The sequence below is a fragment of the Sphingobacterium griseoflavum genome, from assembly GCF_014653155.1.
In the GTDB taxonomy this organism is placed as follows: domain Bacteria; phylum Bacteroidota; class Bacteroidia; order Sphingobacteriales; family Sphingobacteriaceae; genus Sphingobacterium; species Sphingobacterium griseoflavum.
Map to the genome: position 1 here is coordinate 95,514 of NZ_BNAF01000012.1, position 24,855 is coordinate 120,368.

General features: G+C 43.9%; 25 protein-coding genes and 3 tRNA genes. 11 read left to right on the forward strand and 17 right to left on the reverse strand.

All coding sequences use genetic code 11. From position 1 onward, the window contains the following. Positions 1–36: 36 nt before the first annotated feature. From IE165_RS15365 to IE165_RS15385, 5 genes are all read left to right on the forward strand, one after another. Entirely contained in the window at positions 37–519 is a 483-nt protein-coding gene (locus IE165_RS15365) for a regulatory protein RecX (RefSeq protein WP_189627533.1), read from the forward strand. A gap of 127 nt (positions 520–646) precedes the next feature. Continuing rightward, positions 647–1,384, forward strand: coding sequence for a DUF6733 family protein (locus tag IE165_RS15370; protein ID WP_189627534.1), 738 nt, complete (start codon positions 647–649; stop codon positions 1,382–1,384). A 122-nt stretch (positions 1,385–1,506) separates the two neighbouring features. After that, positions 1,507–2,817, forward strand: a complete 1,311-nt coding sequence (locus IE165_RS15375; RefSeq protein WP_373297926.1) for an ammonium transporter — start codon at positions 1,507–1,509, stop codon at positions 2,815–2,817. A 182-nt stretch (positions 2,818–2,999) separates the two neighbouring features. Beyond that, positions 3,000–3,072: transfer RNA gene (locus tag IE165_RS15380), tRNA-Gly, on the forward strand. Positions 3,073–3,077: 5 nt separating this feature from the next. Further along, a tRNA-Leu gene (locus tag IE165_RS15385) sits at positions 3,078–3,162 on the forward strand. A gap of 168 nt (positions 3,163–3,330) precedes the next feature. On the opposite strand, the gene IE165_RS15390 is transcribed toward IE165_RS15385, so the two are convergent. Next, a tRNA-Pro gene (locus IE165_RS15390) sits at positions 3,331–3,404 on the reverse strand. Positions 3,405–3,679: 275 nt separating this feature from the next. On the opposite strand from IE165_RS15390, the gene IE165_RS15395 reads away from it, so the two are divergent. The 3 genes from IE165_RS15395 to IE165_RS15405 all read left to right on the forward strand — a co-directional run bounded on the left by IE165_RS15395 (position 3,680) and on the right by IE165_RS15405 (position 6,413). Next, positions 3,680–5,185: a sensor histidine kinase gene (locus IE165_RS15395; RefSeq protein ID WP_229826586.1), complete on the forward strand. Its 1,506-nt coding sequence runs from the start codon at positions 3,680–3,682 to the stop codon at positions 5,183–5,185. A gap of 3 nt (positions 5,186–5,188) precedes the next feature. Then, positions 5,189–5,554, forward strand: a complete 366-nt coding sequence (locus IE165_RS15400) for a hypothetical protein (protein WP_189627535.1) — start codon at positions 5,189–5,191, stop codon at positions 5,552–5,554. 184 nt (positions 5,555–5,738) lie between these two features. Further along, positions 5,739–6,413 carry a LytR/AlgR family response regulator transcription factor gene (locus tag IE165_RS15405; RefSeq protein WP_189627536.1) on the forward strand — a complete coding sequence of 225 codons (675 nt, stop codon included), beginning with the start codon at positions 5,739–5,741 and terminating at the stop codon, positions 6,411–6,413. 69 nt (positions 6,414–6,482) lie between these two features. On the opposite strand, the gene IE165_RS15410 is transcribed toward IE165_RS15405, so the two are convergent. From IE165_RS15410 to IE165_RS15455, 10 genes are all read right to left on the reverse strand, one after another. Next, positions 6,483–6,749: a hypothetical protein gene (locus IE165_RS15410; RefSeq protein WP_189627537.1), complete on the reverse strand. Its 267-nt coding sequence runs from the start codon at positions 6,747–6,749 to the stop codon at positions 6,483–6,485. A gap of 251 nt (positions 6,750–7,000) precedes the next feature. After that, positions 7,001–7,570, reverse strand: coding sequence for a gluconate 2-dehydrogenase subunit 3 family protein (locus IE165_RS15415; RefSeq protein WP_189627538.1), 570 nt, complete (start codon positions 7,568–7,570; stop codon positions 7,001–7,003). A gap of 12 nt (positions 7,571–7,582) precedes the next feature. After that, positions 7,583–9,010 (reverse strand): Gfo/Idh/MocA family protein, encoded by a 1,428-nt coding sequence (locus IE165_RS15420; RefSeq protein ID WP_189627539.1) that lies wholly within the window; start codon positions 9,008–9,010, stop codon positions 7,583–7,585. Between the two features lie 31 nt (positions 9,011–9,041). Then, positions 9,042–10,724 (reverse strand): GMC oxidoreductase, encoded by a 1,683-nt coding sequence (locus tag IE165_RS15425; RefSeq protein ID WP_189627540.1) that lies wholly within the window; start codon positions 10,722–10,724, stop codon positions 9,042–9,044. 19 nt (positions 10,725–10,743) lie between these two features. After that, positions 10,744–11,988, reverse strand: coding sequence for an MFS transporter (locus IE165_RS15430; RefSeq protein WP_189627541.1), 1,245 nt, complete (start codon positions 11,986–11,988; stop codon positions 10,744–10,746). 76 nt (positions 11,989–12,064) lie between these two features. Beyond that, complete coding sequence (locus IE165_RS15435) at positions 12,065–12,973, reverse strand: hydroxypyruvate isomerase family protein (RefSeq protein WP_189627542.1); 909 nt, start codon at positions 12,971–12,973, stop codon at positions 12,065–12,067. Positions 12,974–12,983: 10 nt separating this feature from the next. Next, positions 12,984–13,970: an FAD:protein FMN transferase gene (locus IE165_RS15440; protein ID WP_189627543.1), complete on the reverse strand. Its 987-nt coding sequence runs from the start codon at positions 13,968–13,970 to the stop codon at positions 12,984–12,986. Between the two features lie 3 nt (positions 13,971–13,973). After that, the gene (locus IE165_RS15445; protein ID WP_189627544.1) at positions 13,974–15,287 is read right to left on the reverse strand and encodes a Gfo/Idh/MocA family oxidoreductase; all 1,314 of its coding nucleotides are present in this window, start codon (positions 15,285–15,287) and stop codon (positions 13,974–13,976) included. A 26-nt stretch (positions 15,288–15,313) separates the two neighbouring features. Beyond that, entirely contained in the window at positions 15,314–16,297 is a 984-nt protein-coding gene (locus IE165_RS15450; protein WP_189627545.1) for a formylglycine-generating enzyme family protein, read from the reverse strand. Positions 16,298–16,379: 82 nt separating this feature from the next. Continuing rightward, on the reverse strand, positions 16,380–17,291 hold the full coding sequence (locus tag IE165_RS15455) for an AEC family transporter (protein ID WP_189627546.1): 912 nt from the start codon (positions 17,289–17,291) through the stop codon (positions 16,380–16,382). A gap of 142 nt (positions 17,292–17,433) precedes the next feature. On the opposite strand from IE165_RS15455, the gene IE165_RS15460 reads away from it, so the two are divergent. After that, a complete protein-coding gene (locus IE165_RS15460) occupies positions 17,434–18,534 on the forward strand; it encodes an acyloxyacyl hydrolase (protein WP_229826587.1) in 1,101 nt (366 codons plus the stop codon). Between the two features lie 93 nt (positions 18,535–18,627). Here IE165_RS15460 and IE165_RS15465 read toward each other — a convergent pair whose 3' ends face one another. From IE165_RS15465 to IE165_RS15485, 5 genes are all read right to left on the reverse strand, one after another. After that, positions 18,628–19,230 (reverse strand): hypothetical protein, encoded by a 603-nt coding sequence (locus tag IE165_RS15465; protein WP_189627547.1) that lies wholly within the window; start codon positions 19,228–19,230, stop codon positions 18,628–18,630. A 6-nt stretch (positions 19,231–19,236) separates the two neighbouring features. Continuing rightward, the gene (locus tag IE165_RS15470; RefSeq protein ID WP_229826588.1) at positions 19,237–19,920 is read right to left on the reverse strand and encodes a hypothetical protein; all 684 of its coding nucleotides are present in this window, start codon (positions 19,918–19,920) and stop codon (positions 19,237–19,239) included. 148 nt (positions 19,921–20,068) lie between these two features. After that, positions 20,069–20,902, reverse strand: a complete 834-nt coding sequence (gene pyrF, locus IE165_RS15475) for an orotidine-5'-phosphate decarboxylase (protein WP_189627598.1) — start codon at positions 20,900–20,902, stop codon at positions 20,069–20,071. Next, positions 20,902–21,501 (reverse strand): TlpA family protein disulfide reductase, encoded by a 600-nt coding sequence (locus IE165_RS15480; RefSeq protein ID WP_189627548.1) that lies wholly within the window; start codon positions 21,499–21,501, stop codon positions 20,902–20,904. Before IE165_RS15480 ends, pyrF begins: the two co-directional genes overlap by 1 nt. 12 nt (positions 21,502–21,513) lie before the next feature. Continuing rightward, entirely contained in the window at positions 21,514–22,257 is a 744-nt protein-coding gene (locus IE165_RS15485; protein WP_189627549.1) for an RluA family pseudouridine synthase, read from the reverse strand. 113 nt (positions 22,258–22,370) lie between these two features. Between IE165_RS15485 and panB the strand changes: the two genes are divergently transcribed. Beyond that, positions 22,371–23,186: a 3-methyl-2-oxobutanoate hydroxymethyltransferase gene (gene panB / locus IE165_RS15490; RefSeq protein ID WP_189627550.1), complete on the forward strand. Its 816-nt coding sequence runs from the start codon at positions 22,371–22,373 to the stop codon at positions 23,184–23,186. A 72-nt stretch (positions 23,187–23,258) separates the two neighbouring features. Further along, positions 23,259–23,804 (forward strand): PH domain-containing protein, encoded by a 546-nt coding sequence (locus IE165_RS15495; RefSeq protein ID WP_189627551.1) that lies wholly within the window; start codon positions 23,259–23,261, stop codon positions 23,802–23,804. A 51-nt stretch (positions 23,805–23,855) separates the two neighbouring features. Here the strand turns inward: IE165_RS15495 and obgE are convergent, their stop codons facing one another. Beyond that, complete coding sequence (obgE, locus tag IE165_RS15500; RefSeq protein ID WP_189627552.1) at positions 23,856–24,854, reverse strand: GTPase ObgE; 999 nt, start codon at positions 24,852–24,854, stop codon at positions 23,856–23,858. Position 24,855: the final 1 nt, after the last annotated feature.

A 24,855-nucleotide genomic window follows, 5' to 3' on the forward strand; every position in this document is an offset into this window, starting at 1 on the left:
TTTCAATAAGTGCATCATTTTTTCAAGATTTGCAACATGGATGACCGGAATAAAGATAAGAAAATTTACACCCCATTGCAGGCCAAGCAGAAAGCGGAAAGCTATTGCGCTTATCAGGAACGCGCGCAACAGGAAGTACGTGATAAACTATATAGTTGGGGGATGAATGAGGAGAATGTGGAAAATATTATTGCTTTACTTATTGAGGAGAATTTCCTCAACGAAGAGCGCTTTGCAAAAGCGTATGCGCTGGGAAAATTCCGTATGCTGGGATGGGGGAAAATCAAAATAAGGCAGCATTTAAAGGCAAAACGGGTATCCGAGCCATTGATTCGAATGGCATTGCGTGAAATAAGCGATGAAGAATACGGTATAAAGGTGAGAAACCTCGTAAATAAACGAACAAAAACTCCACTAAATAAAATATCGAGCATAGAAAAGTCAAAAATGTTCAAATATCTACTAAGCAAAGGATTCGAAAGTGACATTATTCAAGATATAATAAAAATAAACATATAAAAATTACAATTCAATCACTGTTTCATCTATTTTTTTGATTTTTTTTCAAAAAAAATATTGTTTTTATAAAATTTTGGACTACTTTAGCATTAATTAATCAAATGTCTATCTAACAACCAAAGTTTTTATGAAAAAAAACAACTTTTTAAAAACAATCCTATGCCTAACAGCAGTTTCAGCAAGCGTTTTATCGACAAAAGCGCAAGACAACAATGCAACCTTCTCATTAAGCCTGACTTCTGACCAGTTTTTCGGTGTAGCACCGAGTGCAGGTGTTGAATACAAGCTTACCGACAAAATTGGCGTTTCTGCTTATGGTATTTTTTGGGGTGCAGGAACCGCCGGTGCTTGGGGAAACTGGACGGAGTTTGGCGGAGGTGTTAACCTTTACCTTGCGGAAGGTATCACATTAAATCCGAACATTGGCTTCACATTTGGTGACCTGCTTTCCAAAGGGGCAACATCCGGTCAGTTGGGCGGTATTGCAGGGGATGGGATTGTGCCAAATCTATTTTTTAATGTCGATAAGACAAAATTTGAAAGCGAAGTATACGTAGGGTATTATGCACCACTTCGCGATGAAGCGCCTGCAGATGCTTCCACGCTTGCTTATTTACATTACTGGGCTAACGCCGGCTTTAAGGTAAGTCCAAACTTCTCGCTTGGTGGTCATTTCGAGCATCTGAAACGCACCAAAGATGACGTAAATGGAAAATTGGACTATTATCAATGGCTCGGGCCGTACGTTCAATTCAACGTGCCACGCGTAGCCAGTTTCATAAGACTTTCTGCTGGGCCAGAACTGAAAAATGGTCTTCAGGCAAAAGATTCTTTTTATAAACTTTCTACTGGATTCACTTTTTAAGCAAAACCCCACTATTTTAGTTAGGGAAGTGGTTTTATATACGACTTCCCTTCATAACAAATACCGAATCCCTTGCTCTAAGAGCAGCTATACACAAACCAATCGTACACACAACCAAGGACATGACTATAAAACAGATAATTCCATTTGGGACCCTCGTTATCGCCGTAATCCTCGCTATTCTTGCCCCATCCACCGAAGTGACCACCGTAGTTGACAGTAACATCGATACTGGTGACACCGCATGGCTACTGATGGCAGCTGCGCTGGTACTGCTCATGACACCCGGCCTCGCCTTCTTTTACGGGGGGATGGTAAGAAAGAAAAATGTGATTTCTACCATGCTACAAAGCTTTGTCTGCATGGGACTTATCACCATTATTTGGGTGGTGTTCGGCTTCAGTCTCGCTTTTGGCGATGATATCGGCGGCATCATTGGTGATCCATCAACATTTTATATGATGAAGGGCATGCTCGGTAACGCAACTTGGCCAGCGCTCCCCACTATACCGATCGCCCTATTCGCGATGTTCCAACTGAAGTTCGCCGTCATTACTCCAGCTTTGATCACAGGCGCCTTTGCAGAACGCATCAAGTTCAACGCCTATTTAATTTTCATAACGCTTTTTGTCATTGTAATCTATGCGCCCCTTGCCCATGCAACTTGGCATCCTGAGGGTATCTTAGCGAAGATGGGCGTGTTGGATTTTGCCGGAGGAACGGTGGTACATATGTCTGCCGGCTGGGCGGCCCTGGCTTCAGCCCTTTACCTCGGTAAGCGCAAAGAACAGGAACATACACCATCGCGCATCAGTTATGTGATCTTGGGAACTGGCCTACTATGGTTTGGCTGGTTTGGTTTCAACGCAGGTTCAGCCGGAGGAGCCAATGAACTGGCAGCCTCAGCTTTTGCGACAACAACCACAGCGTCGGCCGCTGCTGCGATGGCTTGGATATTTTTTGATATACTGAAAGGCAAAAAACCGTCAGCGATGGGTGCATGTATTGGTGCTGTTGTAGGCCTTGTAGCCATTACGCCAGCAGCAGGCTTTGTCACGATCCCCCACTCTCTTATTATTGGTATAGTAGCTGCCGTCATCAGTAACATATTGGTTATCTGGCGTACAAAAAAAGGAATTGATGATACGTTGGATGTGTTCCCCTGTCATGGTGTAGGTGGTATGGTCGGCATGCTGTTAACTAGCGTTTTCGCACATAGCTCCGTGAACAGCGCAGTGACAACCAACGGTCTTTTCTTCGGTGAGACCAACCTATTTACCGCACATCTCATCGCTTTGGTAGGAGCATCTGCTTTTGCTTTCTTCGGTGCATTGCTGCTATTAAAGGTTACCGATATGCTTGCGCCGTTACGCGTAAGCGAAAAAGACGAAGTCCTCGGCTTAGATGCTAGTCAACACGACGAAGAACTGTAACTATACTCTTTGTTTTTACCGCCGCCCGGATTTATGCTAGGCTTGACAACCGCCGGGCGGCAACTTTTACACTATCCATTAAAAATATGGCAAATCCCGCACACAGCGCCTGAAAATGTCGCACAATTTTAAAATATATTTTTGCTGCACTACATAAATCTTCTATATTTGCACCACGTCAAGCGAAAGTAGCTCAGTTGGTAGAGCACAACCTTGCCAAGGTTGGGGTCGCGAGTTCGAATCTCGTCTTTCGCTCAGTTGCCTAGGTGGTGGAACTGGTAGACACGCAGGACTTAAAATCCTGTTCCCGTTAAGGGAGTGCGGGTTCGATTCCCGCCCTAGGTACACAAAAACCCTTTGATACATGTTATTGAAGGGTTTTTATTTTTACGCTAGGTAGAGGTATGTTAATCTGTGAAGGTTTCGTTTCGGTATTTTTCCCTATCTGTTATGGTATAAAAAAATCCCACAAAAAAATGTTTTGCGGGATCTTGCTTTACTAATTTAATTTTGTCGGGATGGCCGGATTTGAACCGACGACCTCCAGCACCCCATGCTGGCGCGATACCGGGCTACGCTACATCCCGTAGGGACTACCGTGTGAAACCACACATATAGTTCGCACGGCTCTGTATTCATCAAATTCGACGTGCGGAGTGCAAATATGAATAAAATTATCAAAAATCCAAAATTTTCATCTGCTATAAATCCACAAAAAACGGAGAAGGCTATCATCACTTTCCCCTAAAGATCGGAACAAAAACCTAAACTGGCTTTTCGTCACTTTTTTGATTACTTTCATCACATTTTTTCTATAGCGCTATTCTTTTGTAGTAACATTGCATGATCAAACCAGAAACGTATGAAACTAAATGACTTTAAGAAAATTGAATTTTGGATCGCCAGCATAGTGCTAATCATCGTGGCATTGATACTGGTATTTGATACCAACAAAAGAAGCGATAATGGGGAACACTATGAATTCATTGTTTCAAAAATAACTTATTCCTATTTTTTCAATTTCTTCCTACCTCGTGTTTTCAACATTTTCGCGGTGTATGTATGCTTCCTGTGCCTGAATTTTTGGCTGATTCCGTCCATCACACAGAAGAAAAATGAATGGCTATCCTACTTCATGATCATCGTACTCATTGTCGGGCTGGGTATCGTCTTTGCTGTAGGCCGTACGCACAGCCATACCTACGAGCTATTGCGCTACAACAGTTTGACGCAGGGCTACAACCGATTTTTTTTCGATGCCTTCACCAAAGCTTTTTTACTTGTGCTGGTATTAGCTGCCTACAGTTGCATCAAACAGCTCATCATCTATTTGGTTGATCGCATGGCGGATGAGCATTCGCTCCAAAAACAACTCAAAATGGACTTAGGTTTGGGAATCGGGTTTTGGTTTGCTGGTGTGCTCTTTTGGGTTAGCACGAGATCTTACTTTCAACTTACCGTGTTGTGGACATTGGTGGTATTGGCGACTTTAGGCACGGTCATTTATGCCATCTATTATCTTTTACCTGCACTTCACCAAAAACAAAAAAAATTCAGCACTTTCTTTTGGACCATTTTTGTGATCAGCCTGCTTTTAACTCTTCCCTTAAGCGTACTGGCCATCTTTTTTTTCCAAAGGGATGTAGAAGCAGCTTTCATTTTATTAGCATTTCACTTACCCACGCAACTGCTCATCGGCGTACCGCTCTCTTGGTTTGTTTATAAAAAAAGATCGGAAAACCGTTTTGAGCTCAATACCCTTCGCACCGAACTAGGCAAATCAGACGCTAACCTTCACTTTCTAAAATCACAGATAAATCCACATTTCCTATTCAACGCCTTGAACACCTTGTATGGTACGGCCCTGCAAGAACATGCTGAGCGGACAGGAGAAGGTATTCAAAAGCTTGGGGACATGATGCGTTTTATGCTGCATGAAAACCTACAAGAAACCATCCCCCTCATACGAGAAGTAGAATATCTAAATAACTATATTGCGTTACAGAAATTGCGTACGTCACCTGCTGCGGACATCAAAATAGAGAGTTTAATAGAGGCAGATATCAATGATCTCCAAATTGCACCTATGCTTTTGATCCCGTTTGTGGAAAATGCATTTAAACATGGCATAAGTCTACAGCGGCCATCATACATCAAAATCAGTCTGCAGGTTCAAGCCAATGTTTTATACTTCGATGTATCCAATAGTATAAATCCCAAAAATGAACATGACCCCGAAGCAGACCGAAGCGGGATAGGATTGGCAAATGTCAAACAACGGATGTATCTCCTGTATAAAGGTCGACACGACCTTATCATTCGGGAGAATATGAACGAATATTTTGTACACCTTACCCTAACACTTTAAGTCATGATGAGATTAGTAGGATTATTGATGCTGTTTGGGTATTTTATTACGCCATTGATCAAATGCCAGCAAAAAGAAGACGGCTTTTATACAACATTTGGAAATTTGTTTTATATCGACCTTTCAGTTCGTATTCAGATGGGCGCTATACATACTGGAAAAGGTATTCCAGACTTCCCCGCAAGCGTTCAAACACCGCGGGATCCACAAACGCAAGCAACCTTCCTTCCACAAGCCAACGACGTTTTGGAGCACAGCCTACGAAGGAATAAAGGTTTACAAGACAGCTTCTTTCAGGTGTACCCACAACAGTTGACAGTTTGGAAAGAACCCTCATGCCGGCGAATTCCGCCTTTAGTGAATCGTTAGGCTAAGTAAAGGCAAATTCGTTGGCGGGACCATACAACTTGTCTTTTATAGCAGCACATGTCCGCATGGCGCCTGAAAGTTGTCCTACAAATGTATTATATTTGATCGTACGAGCTTATTATTTTTTGATAAAATCAATCGTTACCGATTCTTGAACACAACGAGCATTTACAAAAAAATTCATATGATAGCAATTGCAATAGATGATGAACCCATGGCACTTGAGGTTATTGAGCACCACACCTCCAAGGTGCCCTTTGTCGATCTACGGAAAACCTTTACCGACGCATTCTCTGCCTTGGACTATTTGCAACGGCAGCCGGTAGATCTCATTTTTTTAGACATCAAGATGCCTGACATCTCTGGTATGGAGCTCTTAAAAAGCCTTCAAATAGTACCTATGATCATTTTTACGACGGCCTATTCCGAACATGCTTTACAGAGTTTTGAACTGGATGCCATTGACTACCTTTTAAAGCCGTTTTCCATGTCTCGTTTTTTAAAAGCATGCAACAAAGCGAACGAATTGCACCTGCTGCGCAGTGCGAAAACAGATGGAGGAAAAGATTATTTTTTTGCGAAAGACGGGTATGAACACGTCAAAATAGCCTTCGACGATATTCTTTACATTGAAGCATCGGGAAACTACACACAAATACAATTGACTGGACGATTGATCAGTTCACGCATTACCCTTAACGAGCTAACAGATTTATTGCCGAAAGCTGACTTTGTGCGCTGCCATCGAGCGTTTATTATTGCAAAGAACAAGGTGGAAAAGTTTGACAAAGCCCACTTGTGGGTGGCTGATAAAATGATCCCTATCGGTAGCACTTACCATGATCTCAAATTGCATTGATTTAAGTGGCCTTATGCCAAAATCCTTTCACCTTCCCCACAGAAAAGCTGCTTACGCTCTTGCAATTTGTCAAAAATCTACTTCGATAATGGACTTTAGTGGAATAAGCACACCGCTTTTAATTTGTATATAATGTTCCGTTAACGACCAAACAGTGGTTTCAATACGTTTCGGACCATCCTCCGTCTGGAAAACAATTGTTGTCTTCGATTTGAACTCATTCCCCAAACGTTGCGCTGCCATTAGCTTATCTTTTAAAAGATAGGTCTTGTCTTCCGCCGCAGGAATGATCTTGTAGTCTAAAATATGTTCCTTTTCGATAATCTGTCCGATCATATTGCAAAATTTATTAAAAATATAACACAACCTTAATACGCGCTGCCCAATAAATATAAAAAATCATCCCAATATTTTAAATAAGTATATGCATTATTTCCATGACGACAAATAATTTATGACACTTCTTTTATGCAACACATCATTCGGGTGGAATCGAATGGATATATCAAAAAAAATTAGGAACGATGTGTAGATCGTTCCTAAGTCAAACGAAAGCGCGGCACGGCGCTTTCTAAATGTCCCGCATGTTAGGAGGCAAAAGCCTTATCGCCTTTTTGGTAAGGAAAATTACCATCAAAGCGGCCGGGGATTTTCACATAGCGCAATGCCTGCGTCATACCGACTTCCGAAGTAAAAAACCCAGTTAGCGTCAATTGCTTCAACATATGAAAGAAATTGTTAGGCTCGCCATCTTTTCTATTTTTTTGGTATTCGGCAGCCTCCTTATCATATTTGTTTACGAATTGTAAACGTTCTTCCTTGGACAGCTCTTGGAAAGGTTTATTGAATTCCTTCTTTGCACGGCTATCCACATCCGCTAAACCTTCCAAAAACGCTTTTTGATCCGCCTCATCGTAACAATCACGGATCATGACCGGAATAAATTCGCCTACCCCAGCTTCTTTTGCTCCTGGTGTAGATGTTTTAGGGAGTATCGCTTCCGCTAGATCGCCCAAAAAATCCGTCTTCTCCTTTTCGAATAACGTCGCCACATCTTTGGACGCTGGTCGGGTACACCCTTCTAGGAATAGGTTTGCCCCAATTACCGAACCCCCAATCAACATGGCTACACGTTGAAGTGCCTCTCTTCTATTCATTGTTTGCTCTTTTTAAAGATTGTAATTTACTTCCCAACCTTGACGGTACTGCCGTTTCACAAATTGATTGACAATATCAAAGTTAGTTACTTTCATTTGGTTGTTGTCCCAAAGCAATTTCAGGTTTCTACCTGGATAATTGCCATCAATGCGCAAATCAGCGCCACGAATAGCTAAGTTGGCCATCAGCAACGCTTCCGTGAGCGGTCCTGAAATTTCAAATGGAGCACTAACTTCCATTTTGCCGTAGCCCGCTAATGCCGCTTCGACCCATTGTCCATAATGTCCATTTGCTTTCCCTTCCACACGCGCATACTTTTGAGCTACCTGCTCTTTTCTCGTTGTTGGCAATAGGCGCGCATTTTCTCCGTAAGTATCTGCCAAAATTTTGCCTTTGGTACCGATCAGCAAGATACCGTTACCACCATCCCCGAAGATTTCGTTTGGACCTAGTTCGTCAGGTCTAGTTGGCTGAATACCACCATCCATCCAATGCAGCGTTACAGGGCCATTGGTTTTTGGGGTTTTCGGAAAGGTCATCGTCACGTGACTTGATGGAGGGCAGCTTTCTGGGTAGTACGCACGTTTAAATTCATCAGCGTACACGGTACCTACCGTGGCCTGTACGTCTTGAACATATTTCAATCCCAACGTGCTAAAAGGAACTTCCAACAAATGACATCCCATATCGCCCAGCGCACCGGTACCGTAATCCCACCATCCTCTCCAATTGAACGGAACGAGTTTTTCGATATAATCTTTTTTAGGCGCCGTTCCAAGCCAAAGTTCCCAATCTAATTCTTTGGGCACTTGCGCCGTTTGGTTGGGCCATGGAATACCCGATGGCCAAACTGGACGATCAGTCCAGCAATAGACCGTGTGAACATCACCGATCAGGCCTGCTTCAAACCATTCTTTGATTTCTCGCGGACCGTCATTCGATGCCCCCTGATTTCCCATTTGGGTTACCACTTTGTATTTCTTGGCTGCATCCGTAAGCACCCGAGCTTCCCAAACATCGTGTGTAAGGGGCTTTTGCACATACACATGTTTCCCTAATTGCATAGCTGCTAGCGCTTGGATCGCATGGTTATGGTCGGGTGATGATACCGATACAGCGTCGATATGCTTATGCTCCTTATCCAGCATCTCCCGGTAATCTTTGTAATACTTAGCTTTCGGGAACGCCTTCACCGAGTTGGCTGCACGACGGTCATCCACATCACACAAGTAGGCTATTTCCGCTTTTCCACTTTTGTAAAAAGAAGCAATATCACTTTGTCCTTTGCCCCCTACGCCAATGCCAGCTATCATCAATTTGTCACTTGGTGCCAAGAATCCATTGCCCCCAAGCACATGGCGCGGGACAATCATAAAGCCGGCCGCTGCAAGGGCCGCATTTTTGATAAAATCTCTACGAGAATTGTTCGTTTCCTTCATTTCAGCTATTGTAAGTTTATGTTGTTATTCATTACAGGTTACCCTTCTTCAGTTCGCTAACGGCAAAATCCACTGCACGTGCTGTCAACGCCATATAGGTCAACGAAGGATTTACACAAGCTGCAGATGCCATAGCAGCGCCGTCCGTGACGAATACATTTTTTGCATCCCATACTTGATTGTGCTTATTCAACACCGAATTTTTCGGATCTGTCCCCATACGAGCGGTACCCATCTCGTGGATTCCCATACCGAAGTGGTATTCATTGTCGTAAGTATAGACATCTTTTACACCGATGCGCTCCAACATTTCCTTCATATCCTCTTGCATATCCGGACGCATTTTACGTTCGTTGTCTTTGATTTCCATATCCATGGCCAAGACAGGGAGTCCCCATTTATCTTTTTTATCTTTGTCCAAAAAGATTCTATTTTCGTGATACGGAAGGATCTCTCCAAATGCGGTGAAACCTACCGACCAAGATCCGGGTTCAAGCATGGCATCCTTCCAATCCCCTCCCACACTCATTTCTGCGATCTCACCCGACCAACGGCCACGACTTGCTGCTCCTTGATAACCGAAACCACGGACATAATCACGCTTTTTATCATCTCCAGGTACATTCTGAAAACGAGGGACATATAATCCCGTAGGGCGTCTTCCGAAGACATATTTATCCTCATAGCCTTCTATACGGCCTCCGGCACCGCAACGGAAATGGTGATCCATTGCATTGTGTCCCAACTCGCCCGAACTACTTCCCAAGCCTCCTTCCCAAACGTCCGTTGCTGAATTCATTAACACCCATGTCGAGTTGAACGCCGACGCACATACAAAGATTACCTTCGCAAAAAACTCGTAAGTCTTTCCTGTTTCTGCATCGACAATTTCCACACCCTTAGCTTTCTGCGAGTCCTTATCATAGATAATTTTTGATACAATAGAAAACGGCCTGAGCGTTAAATTTCCCGTCGCCATGGCCGGCGGTAAAGTGGAAGATTGCGTACTGAAATAAGCGCCAAAGTTACACCCCAACCAGCATTGGTTTTGGTATTGACAATTGATCCGTCCGTGATGGGGTTTGGTAATATTGGCCGTACGCCCCATAATAAAATGGCGTTTGTTCCCATACTCCTTTTTTAAACGATCCGCTAAATCTTTTTCGACCACCGTAAAATCCATAGCTGGTAGAAAATCACCATCAGGCAACACATCTAGACCATCCCGATTTCCGGAAATACCAGCCCATTTTTCTGCGTAACTATACCATGGTGCGATATCTGCGTAGCGGATTGGCCAATCAGTGCCGTGCCCGTCTTTTGCATTAGCTTCAAAATCCAGATCGGAAAAACGGTAGCTCTGACGTCCCCACATGAGCGATCGTCCTCCCACATGGTATCCACGAAACCAGTCGAACCGCTTTACCTCCGTATACGGACTCTCCTTTTCGTTTACCCAAAAATCGAGATTTTTCTCATTCAAGGGATAGTCACGTTTTAACACGGGATAATCCTCTTCCATTTGCTTGGTACGCCCTCCTCTATGTGGATACTCCCAAGTATTTTTGTTCGCGTGATAGTCCTTTACGTGCTCGACGTTTCTACCCCGCTCTAACATGATGGTCTTTAAACCTTTCTCTGTCAATTCTTTTGCCGCCCAGCCGCCACTAATCCCGGAACCAATGACAATCGCGTCATAAACATTATCTGCCATATCTCTCTATTTAGTTTTTTTATACAATTTTATTTTCAACTTTTTCATTCTTGAAGAAAAGCAAGAACAACAAAAATACGATGAATGCTATGCCTGCAGGCACTAACCATACACGCTGCCAAAAGCTTCCCAAATCGGTCGTCTTGATACCCTCGTACATCGTGCCGATGTAACCTGCAACCCAAAATCCAATTAATTGTCCTACTCCATAGGTAGCTAATGTAATCAATCCTTGCGCTGCACTTTTGTATTTTATGCCTGCCTTTGAATCGGTATAGATTTGGCCAGAAACGAAAAAGAAATCGTAACAAATGCCGTGTAATGCGATACCGATGAGCAGCATATACATACCAGAGCCCGCATCACCGTAAGCAAAAAGCAAATAACGGATTGCCCACGCCAGCATACCTATAAGAATGGTGTTTTTGAATCCAAAGCGTGTAAAAAATATAGGCAATAATAACAGGCATAATGCTTCTGATATTTGACCAATGGTCATAAATCCGGTAACATTCTCCATGCCTACCTCACCGAGGAAATTATTTGCATTTTGGTAATAAAATGCGAGTGGAATACAGATTAAGATCGAGGAAACAAAAAATACCAAAAAGTTTTTGTCTTTCAACAATTTGACGGCATCCAACCCAATGATCGATGCGAACGATGGTTTTTCCGATGAATCGATCTTTGTGGGAGGGGTCTTGGGTAAGATAAAACTGAACAAACCTAGCAACAAAGAACCGACAGCAGCCATCAAAAACGTATTTTTCAATAATCCACTTGCAACACCTTCACTAGAATCCCAATGGAAGAGAAAGGAAATGCTTAACCCAGCTGCAATCCATCCGATAGTACCCCAAATACGAATCGTGGAAAATTGCTTTTCCGGATTAGTCAACTGCCTGAACGAAACTGAATTGACCAACGCTAGGGTTGGCATAAATAAAATCATGTAGGCAAATACGTAGGGGAAAAACGTGGTGATATCGGTTGCTTGGTACATCAAGTACATCAGCAAAGCACCGATAAGGTGCAAAACGCCCAAAATCCGCTCTGCATTGAAGAAACGATCGGCTATCATACCGATAATGAAAGGCGCAATGATAGCTCCCCAAGATTGAGTAGAGAATACATTAGCAATCTCAAAACCAGAGGCATTTAAATTGACAGGAAGGAACCTTCCTAAGGTAACGAACCATGCTCCCCAAATAAAGAACTCGAGGAACATCATAAATGAAAGTTTAAATCTTATTGATGTTGACATCTGCTGATAGGTTTATAGTATAAATATATTACTTCTTCGTAAATAACAAAAATATTTTGCTGCTAAAATCATTTAGCTAAAAGTTGTCCACTTCCCTATACGCTGCCAACAGGGCTTTTTCCCCTTCCACACCCGCCTTCGACATACCATGTTCCATCCCCACAATACCGGTGTAGCCTTTTTCTTTCAGCCATTTGAATACATTCTTGTAATTTATCTCGCCTGTCGTCGGTTCGCGGCGTCCTGGGTTGTCGCCCACTTGTATATAAGCAATCTCGCTCCAGCAAGTATTCATTAGGTTGATCAAGTTACCTTCATTTTTCTGCTGGTGGTAGGCATCATACAATATCTTGCAAGATGGGCTTCCCACTGCTTTGCAAATTTCATAGGTTTGGTCGGTAAAGCGCAAAAATAGATCGGGCGTATCGCTCAAAGGTTCCAGTACCATGGTCATACCGTGGGGCTCAAAAATTTCCGCTCCTCTCTTCAAGGCTTCGATCACATTGGCGGTTTGTACGCCAATGGGCAAATTGCGATGATAGTCGCCGGGAACAACCGTGGCCCATTTCGCATTGACCCGCTTAGCTGTTTCTACAGACTCGCGACATCCCTTCAGGAATATGTCAACATACTCTTGCTTGCCAGCCGCTAAAGTATTGGCACCATTGCCCCCTTTTGGCACAACAAAAACCCCCATGCGCATCCCTAGTTTTGCCAAGGTATCCCCTATTTTCTGTTGTTCATCCAAAGGGCGCCCTGGCAAACCATTGTCTTCGATGCTGCGGAAGCCCAACTCGTGCATATACTTAATTTCGTCGATAAAACTCTTGCCTGCCGTCGCAGCAAACATTCCTTGATGGGGTGCATAGTCCAGTTTAAAGGTCGCACCATTCGTCTGTTTTTCTTGGGCCATACTTTCATTGGTTAAAAGGACCGAACTACCAAGTAGTGCCGCTCCACTTTTTATAAAATCTGATCTTTTCATCGGATGCGCATTAATTTTTTATATAACGAGAAAAACCCTTCGAAAAGGCTTCTTTGAACTCATTATCTTGTTTGTAAATAATATAAACCTCTATTTCTTTCATTTGATCTGCAAATGTAATCGCCTCTTCGGGCGATAAGGCCATGAATACATTGTCATATGCATCAGCGTCCATGGCCGTGGACGCGACGACTGTTACACTTGCAACATTGTTTTGTAAAGGGTATCCATCCTGCGGATGGATGTGATGATGAATCTTTTTGCCTAGGTAGTCGAATGTCTTGCGGTAGTTACCGGATGTCGTCACAGACCTGTCGGACAATTGTAACACAAAACGTGAAGAGCCCAAACCCGCAGGCCGCTCAATCGCAATTTCAAAAGGTTTACGTTGTTCTTTCAATCCACGAGTTCGGATTTCTCCGCCCACTTCCACTAGGTAATTGCTACTACCCAATTTATCCAGCAGCTCGGCCAACACATCCACCGTGTAGCCTTGAGCAATACCGTTAAGGTCAATCGCTGTACGTTTATCGTTCTTGTAAAGTTTGTTCTTCCGTAGCCTCAATTTCTGCATGCCGACAAATTGCAGCACGCTGTCAACAGCTGCTTGATCCGGCATCTTGCTGATGCGTTTCGCGCCGAAACCCCACAGCTCCACCAGTGGCTTAACAGTAATATCAAAAAGTCCGTCCGATGCTTTATGCACCTCCTTCGCACGGCGCACTACCCTTTCCATATGCGGATCCAAAACCAGCATTTTCCGATCAGGACTGTTAAACCTACTGATTAAGGAGTTGGAAAGATATAAGGACATGGATCGATCGATAACCGCCAAAACACTGTCGACTTGATCTTTCGATACCAGGACGCTATCCGCATAGTATTGTAGGCAATACGTTGTTCCCTGAGCGCGTCCTTCAATAACGAATTTAGGTTGTTGTGCGTGAGCACGACAACCTAAAATAACACAAAGGATTATGGCAAATGAACGCGACAACCTTTAAATGTATAACGCGGTGTTTATCCCTGGGATTGCTACGTTGTAAGCACCATCTTCGTTGGGAACGATCTTTGGCTTCGCATCCCACGCATATACGGCGGGAGATAAATCCACTTCAGAGGTTAACGCTTTGTCCCATTTGATTACCTTTCCGGTATAGCAAGCCAAACGGCCAATTATTCCCGTCAAGGTACTGTATGCGCCATATTCGGTATTATCGAATTTATACTCGTTTTTAGCAATCGCTTCGAAGAGCTCTTTATGCTCTTGCTGGTAAGCGTTTGGATTTCCTTTGGGGTCGTGCCTGTAGATCTCATTGCCTTTGGCGTCCCAAAGAACAGCCTGATTACTAGCAGATAAGTAAACTCTACCTTTAGACGCTTGGAAGGTTTCATCGACTCTATTGGAAATGCCTTCAAAATGTCTACATTGACTGTACACTACGGTCCCATCATCGTAAGTGAGTTCCACGGCAAAGTTGTCATAAATCTCCCCGTACTCTTTGCCTGTTCGATGCGCCCGGCTTCCCGTCCCTTGTATAGACACGGGATATTTGCCTTTTACCCAATTAGCGACATCGATGTTATGCACATGTTGCTCTACAATATGATCCCCGCACAACCAATTAAAATAATACCAGTTACGCATTTGGTATTCCATTTCGGTTTGCGAAGCTTGACGTGGCCGTACCCAAACACCACCGCTGTTCCAATACACCTGGCCGGCATAGACATCGCCTATGGCACCGTCCTGAATACGTTTTATAGCTTCCCGATAATTTGTTTGGTAACGCCGCTGCAATCCCACCACGACGTTCAGCTTCTTTTTCTTGGCCTCTTCTGCAGCCGCCAATACCTTCCGGATCCCCGGAATATCGACAGCTACCGGTTTTTCCATAAACACATGCTTACCTGCTTTTACCGCTTCCTCAAAGTGCAAAGGCCTAAAGCCGGGCGGAGTCGTCAACAGCACGACATCGGCATCCTTTATTGCAGCTTTGTAAGCGTCAAAACCAACGTATCTGCGGCTGTCCGGTACGTCCACCTTATCACCAAATTTTTCCTTCAGTGTATTGTAGGTTGATTGAAGGTTATCTTGAAAGGCATCCGCCATTGCGACAAGCTTGATGTTCTGTCCAGAAGCAAAAGCATCAAATGCTGCACCGGTTCCCCTTCCGCCACAGCCAATCAGCGCAATTTTTATCTCGTCGGATCCGGCAGCGAAAACACTGCCCACAGGCGTCGAAGCCAAAACCGTGGCACCGGCTAATGCCGAACCCGCCTTGATAAAATCTCGTCTTTTAAAATTATCCATAGTTATTTAGCGTTTATAATGTTTCTTTAGAAGTCTTTTATTGGTGCTTTATCATAGTAAGACATGATCTCTTGCGGCGAAGGTTTTACTACTGGGCGCACCAGTCGTAGTCCCACGAAAGGCGCTTCCGGAAACCACCAGTTGGACTTGGGGATCTGCGGATCCAGTTGCTTCCAAAAAGGATCTGACGCGCCGCGCGCCGCAGATCGAAGATCTGTTGCTTGGCTTTCGAATGAGCCGCCCCGAACACTATGTGGGTAAAGGGTCGTTGGTATGGCCACCGGATCTTCTGCTACCTTATCGGCAAACTGTTGGTAAAAATCAGGTATGTATTGGTCGTAGGTCCACTCAGCAACGTTCCCCAACATGTCAAATAGTCCCCAAGCGTTCGGTTTCTTTTTTCCGACCGGCGAGGTTTGCGCATCACTATTTGCCGCAAACCAAGCATACTCCGTTAGCTTCGTCACATCATCCCCGAAATAGTATGCCGTTTGGGACCCCGCACGGCAAGCATATTCCCACTCCGCTTCGGTCGGCAATCTGTAAAACTCTCCCGTTCGTACGTAAAGCCATTTACAGAATTGTATGGCGTTGTAGTGTGTCATCGCTAAAGCTGGATGCCCCTCTTTACCCATGCCGAAAGTCATATCTAAATAAGGTTTGGTGGGACGGGTGACGGCATCTACATCAGGATCAACCGCTCCATCCAAAGTTCTAGTCGCTTCAAGGTCTTTGTAGACAAAAGGTTCATAGAGATCCCAGGTCACCTCGAAGGTTCCCATCCAAAACGGATCGAGCTTAACTTGATGCGCAGGCTTTTCATCGTCCCGTCCATCCTTGACGCTGCCCATAGTGAACATACCGCCAGGAATCGCTTCCATCGAAAATTCGAGATTTGTACCAGAAAGCTTTTGTGTGTAGCGTTCGTGTTTGGTTTGTGCAACAGTCCATAAGCCGGCCGTTAACAAGCTAAAAAAAATGACACTCTTCTTTACAATATTCGTTATCATCAACCTAGATTTTTATAAATCGGAATTAAATATAGAAATTATATTGTAAAAAATACACTAAGCGAGCTTTACAACAAGCAAGTTACAAAAAGGAAATCAATAGCGAATAAAGCAATCTGGTAGTTAGCAGACCACATAAAATACTAAAACCAATGACAGTATGGCCCAATTTACTATTTAGGTTAAACTGCTGCAGAAGCATACTGGTTGCTACCAAACTTGGCATACCCATTTCGAAAACAGCAATTTGCGGAACCTGGCCCCGAATACCGGAAAAATAGCAGATCGCCAGCAACAAAATCGGCGCCATGAGCAGTTTGTACATCAAAGAGATACCAACAGCCCACATCTCTGATCTATAAAATGAAAATGAAAGCTGCATACCAATAGAGAATAATGCCAAGGGAGAAACGGTAGTTGCCAGTTGGGCGAAAAAGCTTTCTAGAGGCGATAAATCAATAAAATGAGGGATAGACAAGGCAGCTAAACATCCCCATAAGGGAGGAAATGACAGAACACGCTTGAGCAAATAGCTGGGCGAAATCATACTGTTCCTATCGGGTTGACCCTTGATCGCGATGACAGTACCCACACTGGACAACAAAAAAAAAGTCATTTGATCGCTGATGATCGCCCAACGTAGAGCCGTTTCACCAAAATAGGTTGCGACAAGCGGAAAGCCGACAAACGATGTGTTACTAAAACCCGCCACCAACATCAGGCTATGGGCTGTACGACGGGAGAATCCCGCACGGGTTTGCCACAGCCTCATAAATACAATGGCGCCAAGCAACACAAAAATGGGTGTCAGCAACAACACAAAAAAATCATTGTTCCATTGCAAACCCGGCAAATAACGAAACGAGGTAGCTGGCAATCCTATGTAGATAATCCAAACGTTAATGCTTTTAAAACTATTTGCAGGCAAAACATGCCGTTCTTTCAGCAAATATCCAGCAAACAAACAGAACAAAATAATCAGGAAATTTGACATACAAAAGTAAAGACTGATATTGCAATATTGTAAAAAGGAATTCTTCCTCGGTAATTTCTCGGAAATTAATAACTTTGCGCGCAAAGTTATCAAATAGTTGGAACATACATTGAAAAAAATACGCTATATAACAGGCCTAGCCTTGTTTTGGACAATAGCATCGGTTGCGCAAACAGATAGTATCCCTGCCGCTAAAGCTCCGCGAAATCCGCTAATAATCGAATTGGAGGTAGAAAATGGTGGGATTTTAGCATCTCGAGAAGTAAAACAGACTGCATTTCAGCAAGCTTACTACAACGGCGTCAATCTAAAGGTTGGATGGAAAATACAACACAGTAGCGACCAGTACTTCAAACTATACAATAATCCAATATACGGGATTGGGCTCTACAGCAGCACGTTTAATACAGATATTATCGGCAGCCCTTACGCGCTTTACGGTTTTATGCAATCACCATTTGGTAATTTGGAAAATGAGCGATGGGGATTTGATTACCGTATTGGCTTAGGCATATCTGGAAACTTCAGGCCTTACGATGAAGAAACAAACCCGCTAAACATCGTAATTGGCGCACGCAACAACGTCTTTATAGATTTAGGTATTCGTGCACAATATAAATTGAATAATCATTGGCGTGCCGGGGCAGGTCTGGCCTTCCACCATTTTTCCAACGGAGCCATGCGCTTGCCCAACAAAGGAGTAAACCTAATCCCTGTTACAGCATCCATCACCTATCAACCTTATGGAGAGACTACATTGCCCGATAAAAGTCATATTGAACCATACAACGATAACATCATGTACCATATCAACTACGGCATGGGTTGGAAACAATTGGAACGAGATATTGATCGTCGGTTCTTAAAAATGACGGTGAGCACCTATGCAAGTAAACACGTATCGCACAAGTGGCGCATGGGGGCGGGCGTCGATATTTTCTATTCCGAATCTGGCAACAACGATGAAATAGCCGGAGACAAAAGTGGTCGTCTCAGTTCAAAATTATCTTATGGACCATCCTATTACCTCGTACACGTATTGACCCGTGACTTGGTACTAAACGGAAATGTAGGTTACTATCTACACAAACAATATTTCAACGGAGAAATTACCCGCATTTTTCTCCGGGCTGGTGCACGCTATTATGTATACAAAAACATCAATGCAGGTGTGTCCATTAAAGCACATAAAGGGAAAGCAGATTTCATTGAATGGACAATGGGCTACACATTCAACAGATAGCAGCCTTGATCTAGCCTGAAACACGAAAAAAAGGACGCATCCTTTTTTTCATGCCGTAGTTCTATACAGACAGCATCTCTTTAAACCGCATTGCTACATAACGAGCTTGCGGATGCTTTTTGCGAGATTCCGATCTACCGTGATGTAACCCGGGTAATAAATATTGCTACTCCCAATCCGTATGGAAGGCTTGATTTTCAACACTAAAAAACCTTCTCCTTCGCGCGTGAACAGTTCATTCAATACACTTTCTAGACCCTTTTCTTGGGTTGCACCGAAGATATTGGCCTTAAAAGACAGCGGAACGGTGGTGCTTTCACCTGTGGCGAGCTGTACATTTTGATTAACATCGCCTTCAAACAGAGGCTTCCCTTGAATCTCGATTAAGTATTTAAAAGAGTTTATTGATGTTCTTGTTGAAGTAGGATTGCTGATCTTCATGTTGACGCGTGCTTCCAAGGGCAGATCTTTGCGTAACATGGCCAACGCTACGGCGGGTAACGAAGCAATATTAACGCTATTACCGGCCGTGTAGCTATCAATCGCTCTACCAGCAAGTCGCACATCCTGTAGCGATTCCACCGAATAGTCACATTTTGCAAGTGCATCGATATTATTTTTGGTTACCGCACAACCGCTGATCAAAAAGATCAACAACGCATAGCACAAAAGGCTTAATTTCTTATTTTTCATCATATCGTGTTATTTCCTATAAGTTTTACCACCAAAGTTGTACGTGACGCCCAACGTAAAAACAGCATTCCCTGCCTTCAGGTAATCATTCTCCAACACATTGAAATTAAAACCGTTGGTATATTGCAATTGAAGGCCCTTATGAAGTTCCATTCTAGTAAAAAAAAGCGGCTCAAAAAAGAAAGCTTCTTCTTTCGGACTTTCTAAGTCATTAATTAGGAAGCTTGTCATCCCAACGCGGCTCGCACGTATCGCTGTACCGTAGTTCAGCTCCCTTCTTTTGCCGAATAGATTCAACTTTTGCTTCCTCGTGGATGAATAATTCACCTGTACAAATATCTTATCAAAATCCATTGCACGGGTCTCGACCGGTTCCATTCCGATCGTAGTCGCTCGGCGGTCTACCTCGGTCGAGGAGCCCAATCCGTAACCGCCATACACCTCCAACACTTGCCTCTTGTCCTTCCCAATTTTGGTAAAATAACCTAAGCCAGCCTCCACAAGTTGTTGTCTGAATAGGTTGTTGCTGCTTTCGCCCCCGCGGTCGATGTAGGATCCATTGGCGATCACGGCTACATGTTTGCCAACCGCTACACCGGCTTGGCCACTGATATTACCTTTCACATTGCTATGTGCTGCCAGATATACCTCTCCCTGCTCCCGAAACATCGGTGTAGCAGGAACGTTTGGCATATAGATTGAGCTGCAAGCGCAAAAAGACAGCATGATCGACAACGCCAATAGCTGTACGGATTTAATTCGTATATTTTGTTCCACCACCCTTACCGCATAATTATTGTGCCAAAATAGATCTAAAAAACAAAAGCTAGATAAACTAGCTTTATACAATACCGGCTTTCTCCAGTTCGGCCTGCATCGTTTGTTGGAGCAGAAATGCTTCTTCGCGAGCGCGTTCAGCAAAATCCTTTCCTTTCGACGCATAAATAATTCCACGTGTACTATTCACCAACAATCCACAATCGGCATTCATACCAAATTGGCAAACATCTTCCAACGACCCACCCTGCGCACCTACACCCGGCACCAGCAGGAAATGATCTGGTGCATGTTTGCGGATTTGCAGAAAGGCCTCTCCTCTAGTCGCACCTACCACAAACATCGTGTTCTCCTTCGTTCCCCAACGGTTCACCTTATTTATTACCGCTTCATACAATTGTTCTCCCATTTCATTGGTGAAATTTTGAAAATCCTTGCTTCCGATATTTGATGTTAACGCCAAAACGATAGCCCATTTATTGGGGGTAGCGAGAAATGGCTTTACGGAATCCTCTCCCATATACGGAGCGATTGTAATGGAGTCGAATCCGAGCCCGGAAACCTTTTCATCGAAAAAAGCTTGCGCATACATGGCTGAGGTGTTACCGATATCGCCTCGTTTTGCATCGGCAATACTGAAACATTCTTTTGGCAAGATTTGCCAGGTTCGCTGCAAAGATTGCCAGCCCTTGACACCATAGCACTCATAAAAAGCAATATTAGGCTTATAGGCTACGCATAGATCCTCCGTCGCCTCGATAATCGCTTTATTAAAGCTAAAAATTGGATCTTCATCATCTAGTAAATGCTCCGGTATCTTCGTAAGATCCGTATCCAAGCCCACACACAAAAAGGTTTTTTTATGCTTTATCGCACGAACGAGTTCCGCTCTGTTCATCATTTATCAGTTAAAGTCGTTATAAAATCGAAGACTTCCTTCCGGGAGTAATCCGCCATACCCTCATGGCGCGCAGCTACTTGTCCTTCTTTGTCTAAAATTACCGTTGTGGGAATGGACTGACCCAACCAGCTTTCGGGAATTTCGCTTTCCGGAAAATAAATCGGCAGGTCCATGTCTCCTTGCTTCATAAATTCGCGTGCCTTCTCTGCCTCTCCCTCAATTTCAACCAGCATAAAGACCACCTGCTCGTTCCCTTTAAACTTATCCTTTAAAACTTGTATAGACGGCATCTCGGCTTTGCATGGCGGACACCATGTGGCCCAAAAATTTAAGAAGACAACTTTTCCTGATAAATTCGCCACCGAAATGATCTCGCCTTTATCATTGCTGAACGAGATGTTTGAACGATCCCCTACGGTTTGCTGCTTTTGTGCTGCAGGCGCAGCGCTTGGTTGTTCCAAATTAGGTTTGAAGAGCCCGATCTTCATGAGACCCTGTTGGAACCAAGATCGACTAGTTGGAATGATCAGGGCAGCAATCAGCATAATAAACACCACGTTGCCTATAATCTTCCATACTTTTTTTTTATCCTTCATGCTATTCATCGATTAACTATCAAATTTTTCCAACAACTTCAACAATGTTGCGAAGTCTTTCGGGTAGGGTGCCTCAAACGTATAAACTTTCCCATCAATGCTGAGGTTAACGAAGCGGGCATGCAGAGCAAAACGTTTCATAATAGGTAGTTCCTCTTGATCTTTGGCCATTGTAAAACCCCGCTTCTTAATCTGGGACAGAAATACAGGTTTACCCCGATACATACTATCGCCCACGATAGTCGCCCGCTGCGTAGCTAAATGTATTCTTATTTGGTGCATCCTTCCCGTGATTGGTTTACATTCCACCAAGGTATAGTGCTTGTAGTATGTTAAAGAATTGAATATCGTCTCGGCAGGCTTTCCATTCGCCCGGTCAATGGATACATTTTTGTTGCCTTGATTAAGGATCGGTAGATCGACAATCAAATTATCGAAGGTATGCGTACCGCTAATAATGGCATGATAAACCTTATTGACACGACGTCGCTCAAATTCGATGGATACCAAGCGGTAGGTCTCCGGATTTTTAGCAATCAATAGGATGCCGGACGTTTCCTTATCCAAGCGATGGCAAACCTGTGCATCAGCGTGGTATTTTTTCGCTAACCGAAGGATGTTCACTTCTCCGCCACTACGGTCATCCAAAGACGCCACAAACGGTGGTTTGTTGATGACAATTAAATTATCATCTTCAAAAATGATCAAGTCCTGAAATTTCGGGAATTTAAATAAACGATTTTCGTTTTCCTGCATGGCCACAAAAATAAGAAATATAGGGTAGATTAAAGAGCGATGATCGGCATTATGGGATTATTTGGCATATTTCTGTTTTAATTATTTAGTTTTGCTTTACAAATACAAAACAGATGTCAGTAAACAAGATAATCAAACGGGTGACCACCAGCAGCATACTCGCGATGAAAAAGCAGGGTGAAAAGATCAGCATGTTGACGGCTTACGACTTTTCGACAGCGAGGGCCTTGGATGAGGCCGGCATAGATATTTTGTTGGTGGGCGACTCGGCAGCCAATGTTTTTGCAGGCTACGAAACCACACTCCCAATGACGTTGGATCATATGATCTATCATGCAAGTGCAGTGGCCCGTGGCACAAAAAGGGCTTTGGTACTGGTCGATCTACCCTTTGGCGAATACCAAGGCACTGCGGAAGATGCGTTCAAAGCCGCGGTTCGCATGATGAAGGAATCCGGATCACATGCATTGAAACTGGAAGGTGGTGTCGAGATTTTGGACAACATCAAAAAAATTGTCGATGCGGGCATCCCCGTATGCGGGCATTTGGGCTTGACTCCACAGTCTATCAACAAATTCGGCACTTTTGGCGTGCGCGCTCAGGAGGAAGCTGAAGCTGAAAAATTGAAAGCCGACGCTTTGGCTTTACAAGCGATTGGGTGTTTTGCTATTGTGTTGGAAAAGATACCGGCGAAGCTTGCTAAGGAGGTTTCCGACGCACTTTCTATCCCTACCATTGGTATCGGTGCCGGGAACGGATGTGACGGACAAGTTCTTGTGGTCAATGACATGCTAGGTTTTACCAAAGATTTCAAACCCAAGTTTTTGCGGCAATACATGCAACTATATAACGGGGTGGTGGAGGCAGCATCGAAGTATGCGGCGGACGTGAAAGCAGGCGACTATCCCAACGAAAACGAACAATACTAAAATATACCGATGCGCTTCTTGCTGATTTTCCTTTTACTGGCTATTTTAGTGTATTACGTCTCAAGACGGCTGATGATGACTGCCCCGGTACGCACCGTGGTAGCGCACAGCCGTATGCATAGCCTGCAACTGTTAGACACCAGCCCCAGCTTACTATCCAAAGCGGCACGTAGCACCATGGTTACAGCTGGCATAGGTGCCCTATTATTTCTTTTAATACTTATTATAGGCTTTAAAATCAAAATATTATGGATTGCATTTCCACTAAGCCTTTATCTGTTCGGTCAATTATTTGTATACAGCAATCACATTAAGGCATTAAGAAAGCAAAGGCTATACTTCGACCCACAACAGGGAGATGTATTTGTTCAACAAACAGATGGCAAAGAGCTGCATTTCAACATCTTTCATGACGTAAAATCCGTAAGCGAAGTCAAATCGGTACAGAAGAACAGGGATATGCTTTATGGCTATTATAAGCTACATCTCCGACAAGGACAGGTAGTCATCCCGTATCTAATCGAGCAAAACCCGGAGCCGGTAAACAAGCAATTTTTTGATTGCCTTCAGGCCAACTTCAGAATAGTTGTCGAAAGCAGGCTCTTCCCTATCATATAAAATACAAAAGCAGCTAAATAGCTGCTTTGGTATTTTATATGATTGTAATCATTACTCGTTAATTGCTTTCCAAATCATATCTTTCAGCTGCGGAATATTTTTCCCTGCAACTGATGATATGAAGACCGTAGGGATTCCCTTCGGTAACGTCTGCGACATTTCAGCTTCCAGTTCATCATCCAACATATCTGATTTCGTTACCGCCAACAAACGAGGTTTATCGATCAACTCTGGATTGTAAGCTGTCAGCTCGTTCAGCAAAATCTGGTATTCTTCTTGAATACTCCGATCAGTATCGGCCGGAACCATAAACAGCAACACCGAGTTTCTTTCGATGTGCCGCAAAAAGCGATAGCCCAAACCTTTTCCTTGGGACGCTCCCTCGATTATTCCTGGAATATCCGCCATAACAAAAGACCGGTTATCCCGATAACCGACAATACCCAGGTTAGGGACTAACGTAGTAAACGGATAATTGGCAATTTCAGGTTTTGCTGCCGAGACGACTGAAAGGAGTGTTGATTTGCCTGCGTTTGGAAAACCCACAAGCCCAACGTCTGCCAACACCTTTAATTCCAATACAATCCATTGCTCTTGGCCTGGAAGTCCAGGCTGGGAGAAACGCGGTGTTTGCTGTGTGGAAGATTTGAAATGCCAATTGCCCAATCCGCCTTTTCCACCTGGCGTCAGAATTTTAGTTTCACCATCTTCTGTGATGTCAAACAATACTTCGCCCGTCTCGGCGTCTTTGGCGACGGTGCCAAGCGGAACCTCTAAGATTTCATCCCGACCAGTAGCTCCACTACGGAGTGAAGAACCACCAGGCTCACCATTTGCCGCAATGATATGTTTACGGAATTTTAGGTGTAGCAATGTCCAATGCTGCGTAGACCCTTTTAGGATAATATGGCCACCCCTACCTCCATCACCACCGTCGGGTCCTCCCTTGGCGGTGAACTTGTCTCGGTGCAAATGCGCCGAACCGGCACCACCGTGCCCCGAGCGACAACACACCTTCACATAATCTACAAAATTTGAGCCTTGGGCCATA